Source organism: Pseudarthrobacter sp. PvP004, from assembly GCF_017876035.1.
GTDB lineage: Bacteria > Actinomycetota > Actinomycetes > Actinomycetales > Micrococcaceae > Arthrobacter > Arthrobacter aurescens_A.
In genome coordinates this window covers 3,371,673-3,386,539 of sequence record NZ_JAGINL010000001.1, presented here as the reverse complement: position 1 = coordinate 3,386,539, position 14,867 = coordinate 3,371,673, and the positions used below count along the sequence as shown (strand labels likewise).

Sequence of the window (14,867 nt, the reverse complement as noted above, 5' to 3'; positions counted from 1 at the left end):
TTCATCTGCTAGATTTCAGCTGAATCATTTCTTGAGTCTTGGGGGACAGCCATGTTCGGCGGCCATTCTGCGGTGCGTATTTCCACTCCCAGCAGACGGGCCGTCTTTGGTGTTTTAGGTGCTTCCGTGGTGGCAGGGTTGACGGCTTGCACTGCCGCTGAAGGCGCTGAAACCACTCAAGGCGCTGGAACCACTCAAGGCGCTGGAACCACTCAACGCCCGACGCCGGCGCTGACGCCGACTACCGCTGCCGAGTCGCCCGGGGTTCCGCCCGCATCCGCGTCCCCGACGCCCACCCCCACGCCCACCAAACGCATCCGGCGCACTTTCATCCCGGATTACCAGCTGCCGCCGATCGTTGGTGGCCTGGCTCCGGTGATCACCAAAATCGAGACCAAGCACCCGGTGGTGTTCCTGACCATCGATGACGGCAACATCAAAACACCGGAGTCGATCAAGCTCATGGCGGAGTACGACTATCCGTCGTCACTGTTCCTCACCAAGGACACCATCGCGGACAACCCGGCGTTCTTCAACGCGTTCAAAGCCCAGGGCAGCTTGATCGAGAACCACACGGTGACCCACAACATCAATATGGTGCGGCAGTGGGGTTACCAGCAGCAGCTGAACGACATGGTGGGCATGCAGGAGTACGCGTTGCAGCACTATGGGCGCCGACCCACACTGTTCCGGCCGCCGGGAGGCGCATATTCCAATGTGATGCGCCAAGCTGTGGCTGACGCCGGCATGAAGGCGATCATTACGTGGGAGGCGAAAGCAAACGCCGGGAAGATGGACTACCAGGTGGGCAACGCACTGCGTCCCGGCGATATTGTCCTCATGCACTTCCGGGCCGAGTTTGCAGCCGACCTCGCTGCTTTCCGCGCTGCCCAATTGGCGGCGGGACTGGAAGTGGTGCTGCTGGAGGACTTCCTCGGCGTGGCATAGGCGTAGCATCAGCGTGGCCCCTCGCTCGGAGCACCAGTAGGCTCTCCCCATGGACGTTCCCACCCTCCGCGCCATTTGCCTGGGCTTTCCCGGCGCGTTCGAAGACTTCCCGTTCGGGCCTGAAACCTCCGTGTTCAAGGTGCGTTCCGCCGTCGCCGGTGGTTCGCGTCAAGAGGCCAAGATGTTCGCGCTGTCCAGTATGGATCCGGAGAACTGGTCCGTAAGCCTCAAGTGCGAGCCCGCGTTGGCCGAGCAACTCCGGGCAGCGAACCCCGAGATCACCGGTGCCTGGCATATGAACAAGACCCATTGGAACGGCGTTCGCTTGGATGGAACACTGCCCGACGACATGATCCGGGACATGGTGGAGGATTCCTATGACTTGGTGGTGGCCACTCTGAGCCGCCGGCAACAGGAGCAACTCGGCTGGGCCAGGCTCGCTAAACCGCAGGGCAACTGACACGCCCGCAAACCCCCTCCCCACGGCGCTGACATGGGACTAGATTGATACTGCATACCTAAAGACCTCAGCCATGCGCTGGTCAGGAGCGGTTTGATGCTGGATCAGAAGACACTGGACCACCTTTGGAACTTTCGCGATCCGGCAGCCTCCGAGGCGACGTTCCGCGCCGCGATGAGCGAGAAAGCTTACGACGCCGACGAACGCGCCGAGTTGGCAACCCAGCTTGGGCGGGCCATCAGTTTGCAGGGCCGCTTCGAAGAAGCCGACGCCCTTCTGGACAACATTGACGACGACGAGCCAACCGAGGGCGTGCGTATCCTCCTTGAGCGCGGGCGGGTTTTGAACGCCGGCGGACGAGGCGCCATGGCTGTGCCTCTCCTGGAACAGGCGGCCGAGTTGGCGGACCATCTTGGTGAGGAATTCCTGGCCGTCGATGCCCTGCACATGCTCTCGATCGCAGATGCCGCGAACGCCGAGGTTTGGATGCGCAGTGCACTGGAATATGCCTCCACGGCCCATGATGAGCGAACCAAGCGATGGATGATTGCTTTGCACGCAAGCCTCGGCGAGTTACTGCAGGGTAAAAAGCGGCTCACCGAAGCCTTGGTGGAGTACCAATTGGCCGAACAATGGGCGGAACGACTGGGAACTGAGCGGCAGAGGGCCATGGCCCGGGATGCGATAACGGAGTGCGGAAAAGCTCTCGCAGAAGGTCCGTAGGAAGATCACGCTTTGACAAATGTTGATCGAAACTGCCGAGAAAGATTGATTTTCGATCATTCGTGGTGAATTATGTCACAGAAGGTTGGTGCTGCCAGAGTGCCAACCCAGACTGTCCGACTGAACGGCTTTCCTGCCGCAACAGTCTGACACTACGAGTCACTGGAGGGTTTAGAAATGAACGTTCAGCACCAGTCCGTCGGTCGCCGTGGATTCCTGCGCGGAGCACTCGCAGCAGCAGTGCTCGTGCCCATGGGAGGAACCATTGCTTCCTGTGCCGCGGGTGGCGGCGGCACTACCACCGGCCCCACGGGCACTGTTTCCGACACCAACCCGTTTGGCATGGCGGAAAAGGCAACCCTCGACGCCGTGATCTTCAAGGGTGGCTACGGCATCGACTACGTCGAGTTCGCCGGCAAGATCTTTGAAAAGACCCACGAGGGTTCCACGGCCAAGATTTCACCGTCCACGGACATCGCGCAGGAGCTTCAGCCGCGCTTCGTCGGTGGCAACCCGCCGGACCTCATCGACAACTCCGGGGCCAAGGCCATTGGCTTCAGCACCATCCTGGCCCAGCTCGAGGACCTGACCCCCCTTGTAGAGGCCAAGAACCTCGAAGGCAAGGTCATCAAGGACACCCTGTACACCGGCGTATTGGCTCCAGGCACCTTCGACGGCAAGCTTGCCGCCCTGAACTACGTGCTGACCGTGTTCGCCATGTGGTACTCGGATTCCCTGCTCAAGGAAAACGGCTGGACACTGCCGAAGACCTGGGATGAGATGTACACCTTGGGCGAGCAGGCCAAGGCCAAGGGCAAGTACCTGTTCGTGTGGGGCAAGGAAGCTGCCACGTACTACCAGGAAATGGCGATTGCCTCCGCAATCAAGGAGGGCGGCGACGAAGTCCGCATCGGCTTGGAAAACCTCACGGCCGACTCGTGGTCCCACCCCGCTATCCAGTCCGTTTTCACGGCACTGGACAAGATCGTCAAGGCCGGCTTCTTCAAGCCGGGCGGCTCCGGCACCCAGTTCACGGCAGCCCAGGCACAGTGGACCAACGCCCAGGAGGCCGTGTTCTACCCGTCGGGTTCCTGGATCGAAAACGAAATGAAGGACCAGACCAAGGCTGGCTTCAACATGATGGGTGCTCCCGTACCCACTGTCAGCGCCAGCCCCAAGCTGCCGTACACGTCCCTCCACAGCGCTGCAGGCGAGCCGTTCATTGTTCCGTCGCAGGGCAAGAACGCAGCCGGTGGCAAGGAATTGCTCCGCATCATGCTGTCCAAGGAAGCTGCAACGAACTTCGCCAAGACCAAGCTTGCTCCCACCATCGTCAAGGACACAGTCCCGGCCGACGGATTCGGTTCCACGGCGCTGGTCTCGCAGACCAAGTTGCTCGCTGACGCTGGTGAGGACATCTTCACGTGGAACTTCATTGACCTCTACGGAACCAACAAGGATCAGCTGGTTGTCTGGAACAGCTTCCTGGACGGCAAGTCGGACGTTGCAACCCTCACCTCCGCGCTGCAGAACATCTCCGACAAGGTCCGCAACGACAGCTCGGTCAAGAAGATCGAAGTGAAGTGACTTCAGTGAAAACTCAGCAGAGCCGGAGCGACGACGGGCTGACCGCCGTCGTTCCGGCCACGGCTCCGCAGCAAGTGGTTAAGCGGCGTCGGAAGCCGTTGACGTGGGACAAGGTCAGCTTCTTCGCGGTGTTCCTCGGACTACCGCTGGCGATCTACCTTTTGTTCGTGATTTGGCCTTTCGTTCAGGCGTTTGGATACTCGTTGACCGACTGGTCAGGTTTTTCGCCTACCCAGAACTTCATCGGTCTGGAGAACTACGCCAAGATCTTTACGGACGACATTTTCATGAAGGCCATGGGGAACAACATCCTCCTGGTCATCTTCCTCCCGATCATCACTATCATCCTCAGCCTGGTGCTGGCGTCCTTGGTGACGGTTGGCGGGAGCAGCAAAGGCCAGATCAAGGGCCTACGGAATTCCAGTTTCTACCGTGTTGTGTCGTTCTTCCCGTACACCATCCCGGCGATCGCCATCGGCATCATGTGGGGACAGATCTACGATCCCTCCGGAGGCCTGCTGAACGGCATCCTCACCGGACTCGGCTTTGACCAGTTCAAGGACTTCGCCTGGCTGGGTGACAAGAACACCGCCATGATCGCTACCATGTTCGTGATCGTCTGGGGCTTTGTTGGCTTCTACATGGTCCTGTTCGTGGCAGGCATCAAGGGCATTCCTGCCGAGCTCTTCGAGGCCGCGAGGATCGATGGCGCCGGTCGCTTCCGCACCGCAGTGTCCATCACCATCCCTTTGATTCGGGACAACATCCAGACTGCCTACATCTACATGGGCATCCTGGCGTTGGATGCCTTCGTTTACATGGCAGCCCTCAACTCGGGCGGTGGCCCGGACAACTCCACGCTGGTCATGGCACAGCAGCTGTTCTTTACCGCATTCAGCAAGGGACAGTTCGGCCTCGCCAGCGCCATGGGCGTCGTGTTGGCCGTTGCCACGCTGATTTTCTCCGGATTGGTCTTCCTGGTCAACCGGCTCACCGGCGGCGATAAGGATGTGAGCCTGTAATGACTACCAAAGTCTCAACTCCGGAAATGAAGTCATTGCACTTCCAACCGCGGACCCCGGCAACAACCACGGGCGACAAAGTGGTGGGAGCGGTGTCGCACACCGCCCTGACCATCTGGACCCTGATCGTCATTCTTCCTTTGCTGTGGACTTTCATGTCCTCCTTCAAGACGTCCAGCGAGATCTTCGCCTCGCCGTTCGCCTTGCCGGCCGAATGGAAACTGGATAACTACGTCAAGGCCTGGAGCGAGGCAGGCATTGGATCTGCCTTCCTTAACTCCGTGCTGGTTGTGGCTGTCGCACTGGTGATCGTCATGGTCCTCGGCGCCATGTGTGCCTACGTCCTGGCCCGCTACACCTTCCGGGGCAGCCGGGCGATCTACTACCTGATGCTCGCTGGACTGACGTTCCCGATCTTCCTCGCCATGGTGCCGTTGTTTTTCGTCCTGAGGAACATGGGGCTCCTGAACACCCTGCCGGGCCTCATCCTGGTGTACGTGGGCTTCGCGCTTCCGTTCACGGTGTTCTTCCTGTTCTCCTTCTTCAAGTCGCTGCCGCACGAAATCACCGAAGCAGCAGCCCTCGATGGAGCAGGGGAGTGGCGGACGTTCTTCCAGGTCATGTTGCCGATGGCAAAGCCGGGCCTCGCCTCGGTTGCCATCTTCAACTTCCTGGGGCTGTGGAACCAGTTCCTCATTCCGGTGTCCATCAACGCCGCCGGTCCTCGCGTCCTGTCCCAAGAGCTCGCGGCCTTCGCTGGACAGATGGGTTACGCAGTAGATTACGGCGCGCTGTTCGCAGCCGTCAGTGTCACCGTCATTCCAGTGCTCATCGTCTACGTGATCTTCCAGCGCCAGCTGCAGGGTTCCGTATCGCAGGGCACGTCGAAGTAGTACAACCGAGCCAAAACAGCGTTCGACGGCGGTCCTCACCTAGCGGTGGGGGCCGCCGTCGGGCGTTAAAGGCAGTGACAGAATGGAACGGATTCTGTAATGCAACGAAAGGAAGCAGCCCGTGATCTTTATAGTGGTCAAGTTCAACGTCAAGCCCGAGTGGTCCGAGCGCTGGATGGACCTGGTGGCCGACTTCACCGAGGCGACCCGCGCAGAGCCCGGCAACTTGTGGTTCGATTGGTCCCGCAGCGTGGACAACACGAACGAGTTCGTCCTGGTGGAAGCTTTCCAGGACGACGCCGCGGAGGCCCACGTCAATAGCGATCACTTCAAGAAGGCCATGGCAGACATGCCGCAGGCACTGGTGGAGACCCCGCACATCATCAGCCGCCAGTTCGAAGGCAGCGGCTGGGACCGCATGGGTGAACTGACCATCGCTTAGCGGCTGTACCGTATCCACCCACTTTGGAAGCAAACCGCCCCCGACGCACCTTCAAAAAGGCGTGTCGGGGGCGGTTGTGATTCAAAGAAGGTCGTGGTGGCACAGGCCCGTGACCGTACTACTCAGAACATCCAGGGGATCTCCGCATGGCCGAAGTCGCTGAACGAGCCGAAGCGGCCCGCCTTGAACGCCAGCACTTCGCCGTCCCTGTCCCGGCACGTGGTGACCTGGCCGAAGAAGACCTGGTGATCGCCGACGTCGTACTGCTGCACAACGGTGCAGTCCGCCTGGGCGAGGGCGCCCTTGATCACGGGAAGGCCGTTGTCGGTGATGTCGAAGTCTCCGTCGCCGAAGCGGTCGCCGCCGCGGACTGCGAACCGCCGTGCCACCGACTCCTGCTTGGCGCCGAGGATGGACACGGCGAACTTGCCGCTCTCCATCAGGGCTTCGCCGGTCCGGGTACCGAAGTTCAGCGAAATCATCAGGATGGGAGGCTCCAAGCTGATGGAGGTCAGCGAGCTGATGGTCATCCCATATTGCTCGTCCTCATGCTGGGTGGTGACCACGGCGACGCCCGTGAGGAAGCGGCCCATAGCGCGGCGCATCCCCATGGCGTCGGGGATGGTGAAGGCTGGTGCCAGGCTCATGTCAGTTGCTCCGCTCCGCTGGTGTCGGCTCCGTGTAATACCGAACTTCGAACATTTTGGCTCCGTTCTCCGAAACCCATGGCCCGTGTTCCATGCCCGGCGGACGGGTGGCCCAGTCGCCGGCTTTGAAGGTCCGGCCTAGGCGCTGGTCCACGAACGAGCCCTCAAAGATGAAGACTTCTTCCCAGAAATCATGTGTGAGGACGCCGTTGGGTGAGGTGTCGGTGCCGGGCTCGAACTTGAGGATGCGCGTGACGCTGTCGTTGTCCGAATCCCTGGCGAGGATGGCCTCGGACAGGCCTTCGATGTGCGGGTTGCAGGGTGCGAAGTCCACCGACGATACGGGGGTGAACTCGAATTCCGGCTTTGCCATGGTCAGATCCCTTCCGATTCGGTGGCGCTCGCGATGCTGTAGGACCCCAGGAAGGTGTCCAGCTCTGCCACCAGGGCGTCGTAGCCGTAGTTGCGGTACGTGTAGGCGCCTCGGACCACGAACGGTGCACCGGCGTAGAACATTTCGTACTGCTGGTGGCGTCCGGCGAACTCGGAACCGATGATGTCCCAGGCAAGCTTGAAGAGCTTCACGCGCTCCTCGCTGGTAACGCCGGGGGACTGGACGTAGCGTTCCATGTCCGGGCGGGTCACGCTGCTGGTCATGTCGGCGATGCTGGACGGCAGCTGCAGGACGCCGCCACCCACCAGGTCGCGGAGGATCGAGATCACGCGGGGGTACGTCTCGGACTGTAAGCCCATTGCCCCGTACAGTGCGCTCTTCCCCGGAACGCGCATGCCGGCGTCGTCCGTTGTTGCCGTGTATTCGGCGGCGAGGACGGCCGACTCAACCGACTGCACAATTGCGGCGAGCTCGCCCAGCTTCTCCTGGACGCCGGGGATCTTGTCCGTGCCGTTCACCTGAGTGACCTTGCGGGCCACCGACGCGATGAACTTCAGCTTGGTGGAGAACCGGATTTGTGCCTGCCAGTTACCCAGGGCATGGGCGCCGGTGTCGAAGAATTGGCGGCGGAGGGTGTCGATGTTCCGGTTGATGAACACGCGGTCCCATGGGATGAGCACGTCGTCGAACACCACCAAGGCGTCTGGCTCGTCGTAGTGGCTGGTGAGCGGGTAGTCGAAGTCGCTGGTTGCGGCGGGCGCGAACGGGCGGCGGCAGTAGAGCTTCAGGCCGTCGGTGGCCACAGGGATGGCGAAGCTGACCGCGAAGTCAACGTCGTCCGGGCCAAGCGGCTTGATGCAGGTGACAAAGACTTCGTCGGCGATCGCGGCACCTGTGGCGAGCATCTGGGAACCGCGGACAATAATGCCCTCCTCGGTTTCCCGCACGACGCCGACCTGAAGGTATTCGCCTTCCCAACCGGACGCTGTGGTTGCGCGCGAGACCTGCGGGGGAATGATCGCGTAGGAAAGGTACAGGTTCTCGGAGAGGATCTTCTTGTAGTACCGCTCCACGTTGCCGGCGAAGTCCCGCTCGTCGTTCTTGAAGACGTCCGGGTGGGAGCCGAAGGCGGCGAAGAAGGTACCAACATGGTCCGGGCTGCGGCCCACCCAGCCGTGCGTGTGCTTGGCCCACTTCTCGATCGCCTGACGGCGCAGGACCAACTCTTCCTGCGTGCGGGGAGCTGCGAACGTGCGGTTGGCAGGCCCGTCGATTTCCTCGGAATGGAACTGCATTCCATTCTCGGGATCAGCTGCGATGTCGAACAGCTCGGCCATGGTCCGGGCAACGTTCGCGAAGGCCGGGTGTTCCAGGACGTTGCCGACAACCTCGCCGTCGAGGATCACCGACCGGCCATCGTTCAGGGACTTCAGGTACTCTTTTCCGGTCCTCATCAGAGTGAGCCTTTCTTGATTTTGTAGTTATGTTCAATGGTGGTCCCATTCGGGAAGGAGAGCTCCAACTTCCAGGAAGTTCCATCCACAAACTTTCCGTTCAGCAGCGGCAGGGTGCCGCCGAGGCACATGAAGTCTGCGTCGCCGATGTCGGTGCGGGCCAAAAGGCGCTCGACGACGTCGGCCGGCTTGCGCAGGCCGCTCAACGAACCTTCCTGGTACAGGGTTCCGTCAACCCACGAGCGCGCGGTGCATGTATCGAGGTCGAGCTCCTCCAAGGATTCGACGGCGATAACCTCGCCTGCGACGGGCTTGGGGCATGCGCGCTTCGAATCGCCAATGTCCCGGGCTTCGATGTCGCGGTCCGTGTGGTCAGAGCCGATGCCGAGGTAGTACTGGCCGTTGTGGCGGATGTAGAGGGGTTCGATCTCACCGGAGGTCAGGTTCTCCGACGTGTCATGCTCCCCGGAAGTTTCGAACAGGTCCGAGTCCATCCGGTAGAACATGGGAACCTCTGGCGGCGGAGCTACGCCTATGGCTGCCAATTCGTCGATGTGGTGCTGGACTGCCTTCGGATCCCGGCCGGTGTAACCAGCCACTACTCCGTGGAAATCCGAGACCACGATTGTCTGGTCCGTGCCTACCACCCTGAAGGTGAGTGGGACTTGCCTTGTTGTTTCCATTCCGTCTCCTTGGAGGGCTTCTGAACGTTCTTGGGGTCTAAACGGTGAGTGTGTTGTAGGCGGGGAGCCGGTCTCCGATGACAGGGAATTCGCTGCGGACGGCGTCCACTTGCAGGGGATCGATGTCCACCATCAAGACGGCCTCGTCGGAGTCCGCTTCGGCGAGGACAGTGCCGGATGGGTCCACCACCCTGCTGTGCCCGCCAAGTTCCACACCTTCCTGGGTTCCTGCGGCGTTGCACGCGATCACGAAGATCTGGTGCTCCAGCGCCCGGGCACTGGTGAGCAGGCGCCAGTGTTCCCGTCGGGCTGCCGGCCAGGCCGCGGGGACTATGACGATCTCCGCACCGCGTGTGCTCAGCTCCATCCACAGGCCAGGGAAGCGGAGGTCGTAGCAAGTGATGCCGGCAACGGATCCGAACGGCAAAGGAACCACGGGAAGCGAGGATCCGGCTGTGAGCAGGCTGGCTTCCTTGGACTTGTAGCCGAACACGTGGATCTTCCGGTAGGTGTGGACCACGCTGCCGTCCGGCCCCAGCAGGATGGAGGTGTTGCTGAGCTGCCCGTCCTGGCCGGCCTCGATGATGCTGCCGAGGTGGAGGTATACGCCCAGATCCGCCGCTACCCGTGAGCACATGGAGACGGTGGGACCGGTAAGCGTTTCGGCCAATGCCTCGTACTCGTCGAAGTGGAAGTAGCCGGCGCTCCAGAGTTCAGGGAGCACGATGAGTTCGGCGCCGTTGATCCCGCGGAGAATCGCTTCGACACGATCAATCCGGTCCTCGCGGGTTTCGGAATCCGGGCTGGCCACCTGGACGAGTGCGATTTTCATGCTTGTTCCTTCTCTTTGCTGGTCGGCTCGTCCAAATCGCTCAGCTTCAGGCCCTTGGTTTCCTTGGCGAACATCACCGAAACCATGGAGATCAAGCCCATGGCGGCGAGGTAGATGCCGATCGCATAGCCGGTTCCGAAAGCGCTGTAGAGTGCCAGGGCGATGATCGGGGACAAGGAACCGGCGATCAGCGACGCCAGGTTGTAGGACACCGAGGTACCGCTGTACCGGACGTCCGTTGGGAAGAGTTCCGAGAAGAAGGCGCCGATCACCGAGCTGTAGGCCGCGAAGATCAACAGGCCTCCGACGGCTGCGGCGATGATGCCCCACACTTGGCCCGTGTTCAGGAGGAAGAAGAACGCGAAGGCCCACACCATGGTGGCAATCGAGGCGCCAATGAGGATGGGTTTCCTGCCTACCTTGTCCGCGTAGATCGCCAGGATGGGAATGGCGACGACGGCCACTCCTTGGCCGATCATGACGGCGGTAAGGCCTGTCTGCCTCTGCAGTCCCATGATTTGGGTGACGTAGGTGATGATGAACAGCGAGTAGATGTAGAAACCCGCGTTCTCGCCCATCCTGCTGCCGGTGGCGATGAGGATTTCGCGCCAGTTGCGGCGGAACAGGATGGTCAGCGGCATCTTCCGTTCCTTGTTGCCTTCGGCCTCGCGCTTCCGCTGTGCTTCCTTGAACAGCGGGGTTTCCTGCACGTAGAGCCGCAGGATGAGGCCAATGACCACCAGCAGGGCAGACAATCCGAACGCGATGCGCCAACCCCACGCCAGGAACTCGCTCTCCGGCATGGTGGCGGCGAGGATGGCCAGGACGCCGGCGGCCATCAGGTTGCCGAGGGGTGGTCCCATATTGGGCCAGGAAGCCCAGAAGGCACGACGGGTGCTCTCGTTGCTGTGCTCCGAGACGAGGAGAACGGCTCCGCCCCACTCGCCGCCAAGCGCAAACCCCTGAATCAGGCGGAGCAGGAGGAGGAGCAAGGGTGCTGCAAGGCCGATGGCAGCGTATGAGGGAATGAAGGCAATGAGGGTGGTGGCTACGCCCATGAGCATCAGGCTGGCCACCAGGGTTGCGCGGCGGCCGTGCTTGTCGCCGAGATGGCCCAGCACTATGGCCCCGATGGGGCGGGCCAGGAAGCCGGCCGCGAACGTTCCGAGTGCCAGCATGGTGCCCACCAAAGGATCGTCGGTGGGGAAGTAGAGCTTGTTGAATACCAATGCGGCGGCGGTGCCGTAGAGAAAGAAGTCATACCATTCCACCGCGGTGCCGGCCAGGCTTGAAGCGGCCACCACGGGCAGGCTTGAGTGCTTCTGTTGCCTCAGTTCTGCTTTCTTCAATTCGGTCATTCTGGAGGTCCTTTGCGATGGGGAGCGGCGGGCTGCCGGTGGAACCGGTGGCCGGGGCTCCCAGGAAATTGGGGTCTTTCCGGTGCGTGAGCGGAGTCACTGAACTTCACTGTAGACGGGTTGTATACAACCTGTCTATAGTTAGGGGAGAAGTTTTTCGGGACGTCCGGAACATCCGGAATGCAACTCGTATACTGTGGGCTTCGCGAGAAAGGCTCTGCATGATCCAGATGACCCCCGCTGCACAGTCGCAGCCAGAAGTGGCCTACCAATGGATGAAAAGCTTCATCTCAGCCCTGCCAAGGGAGGAAGAAACCTTCCTGAACGAGGCGGTCCTGGCCAAGACCACCGGTACGTCACGTACGCCCGTGCGCGAGGCATTGCTGCGCCTCGAAGCTGAAGGGTTCGTCAAACGGATCCCGCACAAAGGCGCTTTCGTGCCCCCCATCTCCGACCCCGACGTCCGGGCTATCCTGCAGGCCAGGTCCGTGGTGGAGAAATGGGCGGTCTCGGCACTGGAGAGCATGCTGGATGCCCAGATCGACGCATTCCAGCGCGTCATTGACCAGCAGCAGGAAGCCAAGGATGATCCCGCCCGGTTCATCGAACTGGATACCGAGTTCCACACCCTCATGGTCCGTGCCGGAGGTAATCCCGTCCTTGCCGATTTCTACGCTTCGCTCCGGCAAAAGCAACTCAGGATCGGCGTCAAGGCAGTAAGCCAGCAAACGGACCGCGCAGGGGATGTCCTCAGGGAGCACCAGCTCATTGTGGATGCGCTGCGCAGCCGCAGCCTGGATGCGGCACACCAAGCGATCGACGCCCACCTGAACTCAACGCGCCTGGCGGTCATCGGCTATTAGTCCTCGCTGTGCAGCTCCCGCTGCCGTGCGCTGAGCAGCTCAAACTCAGGCCGGGCAGCCACGAACCGTTCAACGGCGTCGAGCACTTGCTGAAGATGCGCGTGGTCCGGTGCCACCACAGCGGCGCCAACCAGCGCCCGCCGGTGCTGGTCCTGGAGCCCGGTTTCCGCAGCAGAAACATCGAAGCGCCGCTTCAGTTCGGCCACCAAGGGCCGTACGAGCGAGCGCTTCTCCTTCAGGCTATGGACATCGCCCAAGAGGACGTCGAACTCAATCCAACCGATCCACATGGTTCATTATCGCCGCAAACCAAATCTTGTACCGATAGCGCAAGATCCTTTACTGCGTTCGAGGCAGGTCTCGCGTGGTCTTCAAGGATTCCTGTTTCGGAATCTGACCTCAACCACCCCGTCGCTCTGACGAAGTTCCGCGCGGGACTGGTCGCCTTCTATCCGACACAGATGACCTCATGCTGAGCGTAGCGGGAACTCGGACGCATTCGTCAGTCGGAAAACGTGCTGGACCACCTGCTGCACTTATCCACAGCCTAGATTTGAGTGATTTGTACCTTGCGAATTCAGCCCATATCATGCTCGCTTTGTGAAGGTAAAAGTACAATCTGCCGATCATTGACTAGAAAGTCCGGCGCTGTGGCGCGAGGGCTATATTCTGTTGTTCGGATGTTCTCGAAGATCGACTTGCGTGGGCCCCCACGCCCAATCTGATTTTCCCCATAGGATGACCAATTGGGGACAACATATGGTGACCATTAGGGAATATGTAGATCTTCTACATGCGGCTGGCTGGGCTGACGTTGATGCAGAGGATTGGACTGACGATTTGGTTGCATCGCAGCGTTACGGACTAGCAATTCTAGATGCTGAACGAGGCAGCATTGTCGAGAGGTATGGTGAAGCCGTCCACCGATCATTGGTGGATCGGTGGACGGCTAAGTTGGTAAACTCGACGTCCGGGCAACTCTCGTGGATGGCACTAACTGCTCGGAAGCCTGGGTGAAGATCTCAAACGCCTAGGGGCCGAGAATTAATGAGATACCTCCGAAGGGCTTCCAGGAACTTAGTGGTTTCCTTTTCGGTTCCAGCTGTCACCCGAAGGTAACCCTCAGGTCCAAGTTCGCGAACCAATACACCGTGTTCCAGAAGTGCTGTCCAGCATTCACGCCTATCTTGCAGACCACCGAACAGTACAAAGTTTGCATCTGAGGGCACTGGTGACAGTCCCATACCTGCTAGTTCAGTGACGATTCTGTCACGTTGCTCTTTGATCCTGTTGACGTCTTTGAGCAGAGCGGCGGCGTTGTGGAAAGCGGCTATCGCCGCCGCCTGTGTCAACGCAGAGAGGTGATATGGCAGGCGTACCAAGCGCATGGCATCAGCCACTTGCGGCGCTGCGGCAAAGTAGCCGACTCGTGCACCGGCCAAGGAGAACGCTTTCGACATCGTCCGGGTAACGATCAGCCGCTGACGCCCTTCCAATAGACGCAAAGCTGTCTTCTCAGGGGTGTGGGAAAACTCGGCATATGCTTCATCCACTACGACGATTGTTGACGATGGCTCGCCAGCTTCGTAGATGGCTTGGACTACGCCATCTTCCAGTGAGGTTCCCGTGGGGTTGTTGGGCGACGAGAGCAGTACGATGGCCGGTTGGTGGTGCTCAACGGCTGCTACGGCCCCATCGACATCAATGGAAAAGTCATGGCCCCTGTTCATGGCTATGAATTCAGTGTCCACGCCCCCCGCAAGGATCGGGTACATCGGGTAACTGGGTACGAATGTCAACAATGATCTGCCGGGGCCACCGAATGCCTGAAGGATGTGGTGGAGCACTTCATTAGATCCATTTGCTGCCCAGATATTTTCGTGGGTCAGGTCATGTCCGAGATAGGCGGCCATCGCTTCACGAAGTGAAGTGAACTCGCGGTCTGGATAGCGATTCAAGTCCGAGAGGATTCCAGCGATCTCCGTCGAGATAGACTGCTGGACAACGGGTGGCAATGAATGCGGATTCTCATTCGTGTTCAGCGCCACAGGCACATCAATCTGTGGGGCTCCATAGACCTCCCGCGCTCGAAGAGATTCGCGCGGCGGAAGACTGTTGAGAAGGTCATTTCGTCGCATCATTTTCCAAACCTATCATTTGGTCATTTCAGCGAAGAGACTTAAGTGTCGTCCGGTTGTCCACAACAAAGCGATACGTGTTTAGGGCTAATGGAATTCAAGTGCTGAACTGTCGCATTGGACGGTTAGGCGCAATTGACCAGCTGAATCTTAACTGCATCGTACGGCGGCGGACACGGTGAGGTGGTCGGTACCTAACGATTTCAGAGAATCAGTAATCCAACATCCAGTCTGACAAATATGGGGTACATCCAACGTTGCCCACTTGGACACAGGCCGGCAGTCCATCGGTACCGACCGCTTTAGGCGAGGGTGTCCAGGACATACCCGGCCGGGTTGCTGTTGATCTCGCCGGCTCACCCTCGGCAAGTTGTCTTGATCGACTGGTAGAGGTGGGACCACAAACGATCTTGAGCAAATCCT

The 14,867-nt window shown here is 60.2% G+C and carries 16 protein-coding genes; 8 read left to right on the top strand and 8 right to left on the bottom strand.

The annotated features are described in order from the left end of the window. The first annotated feature begins 129 nt into the window (after positions 1 to 129). From J3A64_RS15200 to J3A64_RS15170, 7 genes are all read left to right on the top strand, one after another. Positions 130 to 948 (top strand): polysaccharide deacetylase family protein, encoded by an 819-nt coding sequence (locus tag J3A64_RS15200; RefSeq protein ID WP_307807201.1) that lies wholly within the window; start codon positions 130 to 132, stop codon positions 946 to 948. A gap of 49 nt (positions 949 to 997) precedes the next feature. Then, complete coding sequence (locus J3A64_RS15195; RefSeq protein ID WP_011773364.1) at positions 998 to 1,408, top strand: MmcQ/YjbR family DNA-binding protein; 411 nt, start codon at positions 998 to 1,000, stop codon at positions 1,406 to 1,408. Between the two features lie 96 nt (positions 1,409 to 1,504). Further along, positions 1,505 to 2,131 carry a hypothetical protein gene (locus tag J3A64_RS15190; protein ID WP_210064728.1) on the top strand — a complete coding sequence of 209 codons (627 nt, stop codon included), beginning with the start codon at positions 1,505 to 1,507 and terminating at the stop codon, positions 2,129 to 2,131. Positions 2,132 to 2,308: 177 nt separating this feature from the next. Further along, positions 2,309 to 3,718, top strand: coding sequence for an N-acetylglucosamine/diacetylchitobiose ABC transporter substrate-binding protein (ngcE, locus tag J3A64_RS15185; RefSeq protein WP_014920676.1), 1,410 nt, complete (start codon positions 2,309 to 2,311; stop codon positions 3,716 to 3,718). Then, positions 3,715 to 4,740, top strand: a complete 1,026-nt coding sequence (locus J3A64_RS15180) for a carbohydrate ABC transporter permease (RefSeq protein ID WP_187329914.1) — start codon at positions 3,715 to 3,717, stop codon at positions 4,738 to 4,740. Before ngcE ends, J3A64_RS15180 begins: the two co-directional genes overlap by 4 nt. Further along, entirely contained in the window at positions 4,740 to 5,633 is an 894-nt protein-coding gene (locus J3A64_RS15175; protein ID WP_014920677.1) for a carbohydrate ABC transporter permease, read from the top strand. Before J3A64_RS15180 ends, J3A64_RS15175 begins: the two co-directional genes overlap by 1 nt. Positions 5,634 to 5,754: 121 nt before the next feature. Further along, positions 5,755 to 6,075, top strand: a complete 321-nt coding sequence (locus J3A64_RS15170) for a putative quinol monooxygenase (RefSeq protein ID WP_011773369.1) — start codon at positions 5,755 to 5,757, stop codon at positions 6,073 to 6,075. Positions 6,076 to 6,197: 122 nt separating this feature from the next. Here J3A64_RS15170 and J3A64_RS15165 read toward each other — a convergent pair whose 3' ends face one another. The 6 genes from J3A64_RS15165 to J3A64_RS15140 are packed head-to-tail and all read right to left on the bottom strand — an operon-like array spanning position 6,198 to position 11,443. After that, entirely contained in the window at positions 6,198 to 6,722 is a 525-nt protein-coding gene (locus J3A64_RS15165) for a flavin reductase family protein (protein ID WP_011773370.1), read from the bottom strand. A 1-nt stretch (position 6,723) separates the two neighbouring features. Further along, positions 6,724 to 7,095 (bottom strand): cupin domain-containing protein, encoded by a 372-nt coding sequence (locus J3A64_RS15160; RefSeq protein ID WP_011773371.1) that lies wholly within the window; start codon positions 7,093 to 7,095, stop codon positions 6,724 to 6,726. 2 nt (positions 7,096 to 7,097) lie between these two features. Beyond that, complete coding sequence (locus J3A64_RS15155) at positions 7,098 to 8,570, bottom strand: 4-hydroxyphenylacetate 3-hydroxylase family protein (RefSeq protein WP_014920678.1); 1,473 nt, start codon at positions 8,568 to 8,570, stop codon at positions 7,098 to 7,100. After that, on the bottom strand, positions 8,570 to 9,253 hold the full coding sequence (locus J3A64_RS15150; protein ID WP_210064727.1) for a DUF2848 family protein: 684 nt from the start codon (positions 9,251 to 9,253) through the stop codon (positions 8,570 to 8,572). Before J3A64_RS15150 ends, J3A64_RS15155 begins: the two co-directional genes overlap by 1 nt. 37 nt (positions 9,254 to 9,290) lie before the next feature. Beyond that, entirely contained in the window at positions 9,291 to 10,085 is a 795-nt protein-coding gene (locus tag J3A64_RS15145; RefSeq protein ID WP_210064725.1) for a carbon-nitrogen family hydrolase, read from the bottom strand. Continuing rightward, positions 10,082 to 11,443 carry an MFS transporter gene (locus tag J3A64_RS15140; protein ID WP_011773375.1) on the bottom strand — a complete coding sequence of 454 codons (1,362 nt, stop codon included), beginning with the start codon at positions 11,441 to 11,443 and terminating at the stop codon, positions 10,082 to 10,084. The genes J3A64_RS15145 and J3A64_RS15140 overlap by 4 nt, the downstream gene beginning before the upstream one ends. A gap of 221 nt (positions 11,444 to 11,664) precedes the next feature. On the opposite strand from J3A64_RS15140, the gene J3A64_RS15135 reads away from it, so the two are divergent. Then, positions 11,665 to 12,306: a GntR family transcriptional regulator gene (locus J3A64_RS15135; RefSeq protein ID WP_011773376.1), complete on the top strand. Its 642-nt coding sequence runs from the start codon at positions 11,665 to 11,667 to the stop codon at positions 12,304 to 12,306. Here the strand turns inward: J3A64_RS15135 and J3A64_RS15130 are convergent. Then, complete coding sequence (locus J3A64_RS15130) at positions 12,303 to 12,596, bottom strand: DUF503 domain-containing protein (protein WP_011773377.1); 294 nt, start codon at positions 12,594 to 12,596, stop codon at positions 12,303 to 12,305. The genes J3A64_RS15135 and J3A64_RS15130 overlap by 4 nt on opposite strands. A gap of 732 nt (positions 12,597 to 13,328) precedes the next feature. Beyond that, a complete protein-coding gene (locus J3A64_RS15125) occupies positions 13,329 to 14,447 on the bottom strand; it encodes a histidinol-phosphate transaminase (RefSeq protein ID WP_210064723.1) in 1,119 nt (372 codons plus the stop codon). Between the last annotated feature and the right edge of the window lie 420 nt (positions 14,448 to 14,867).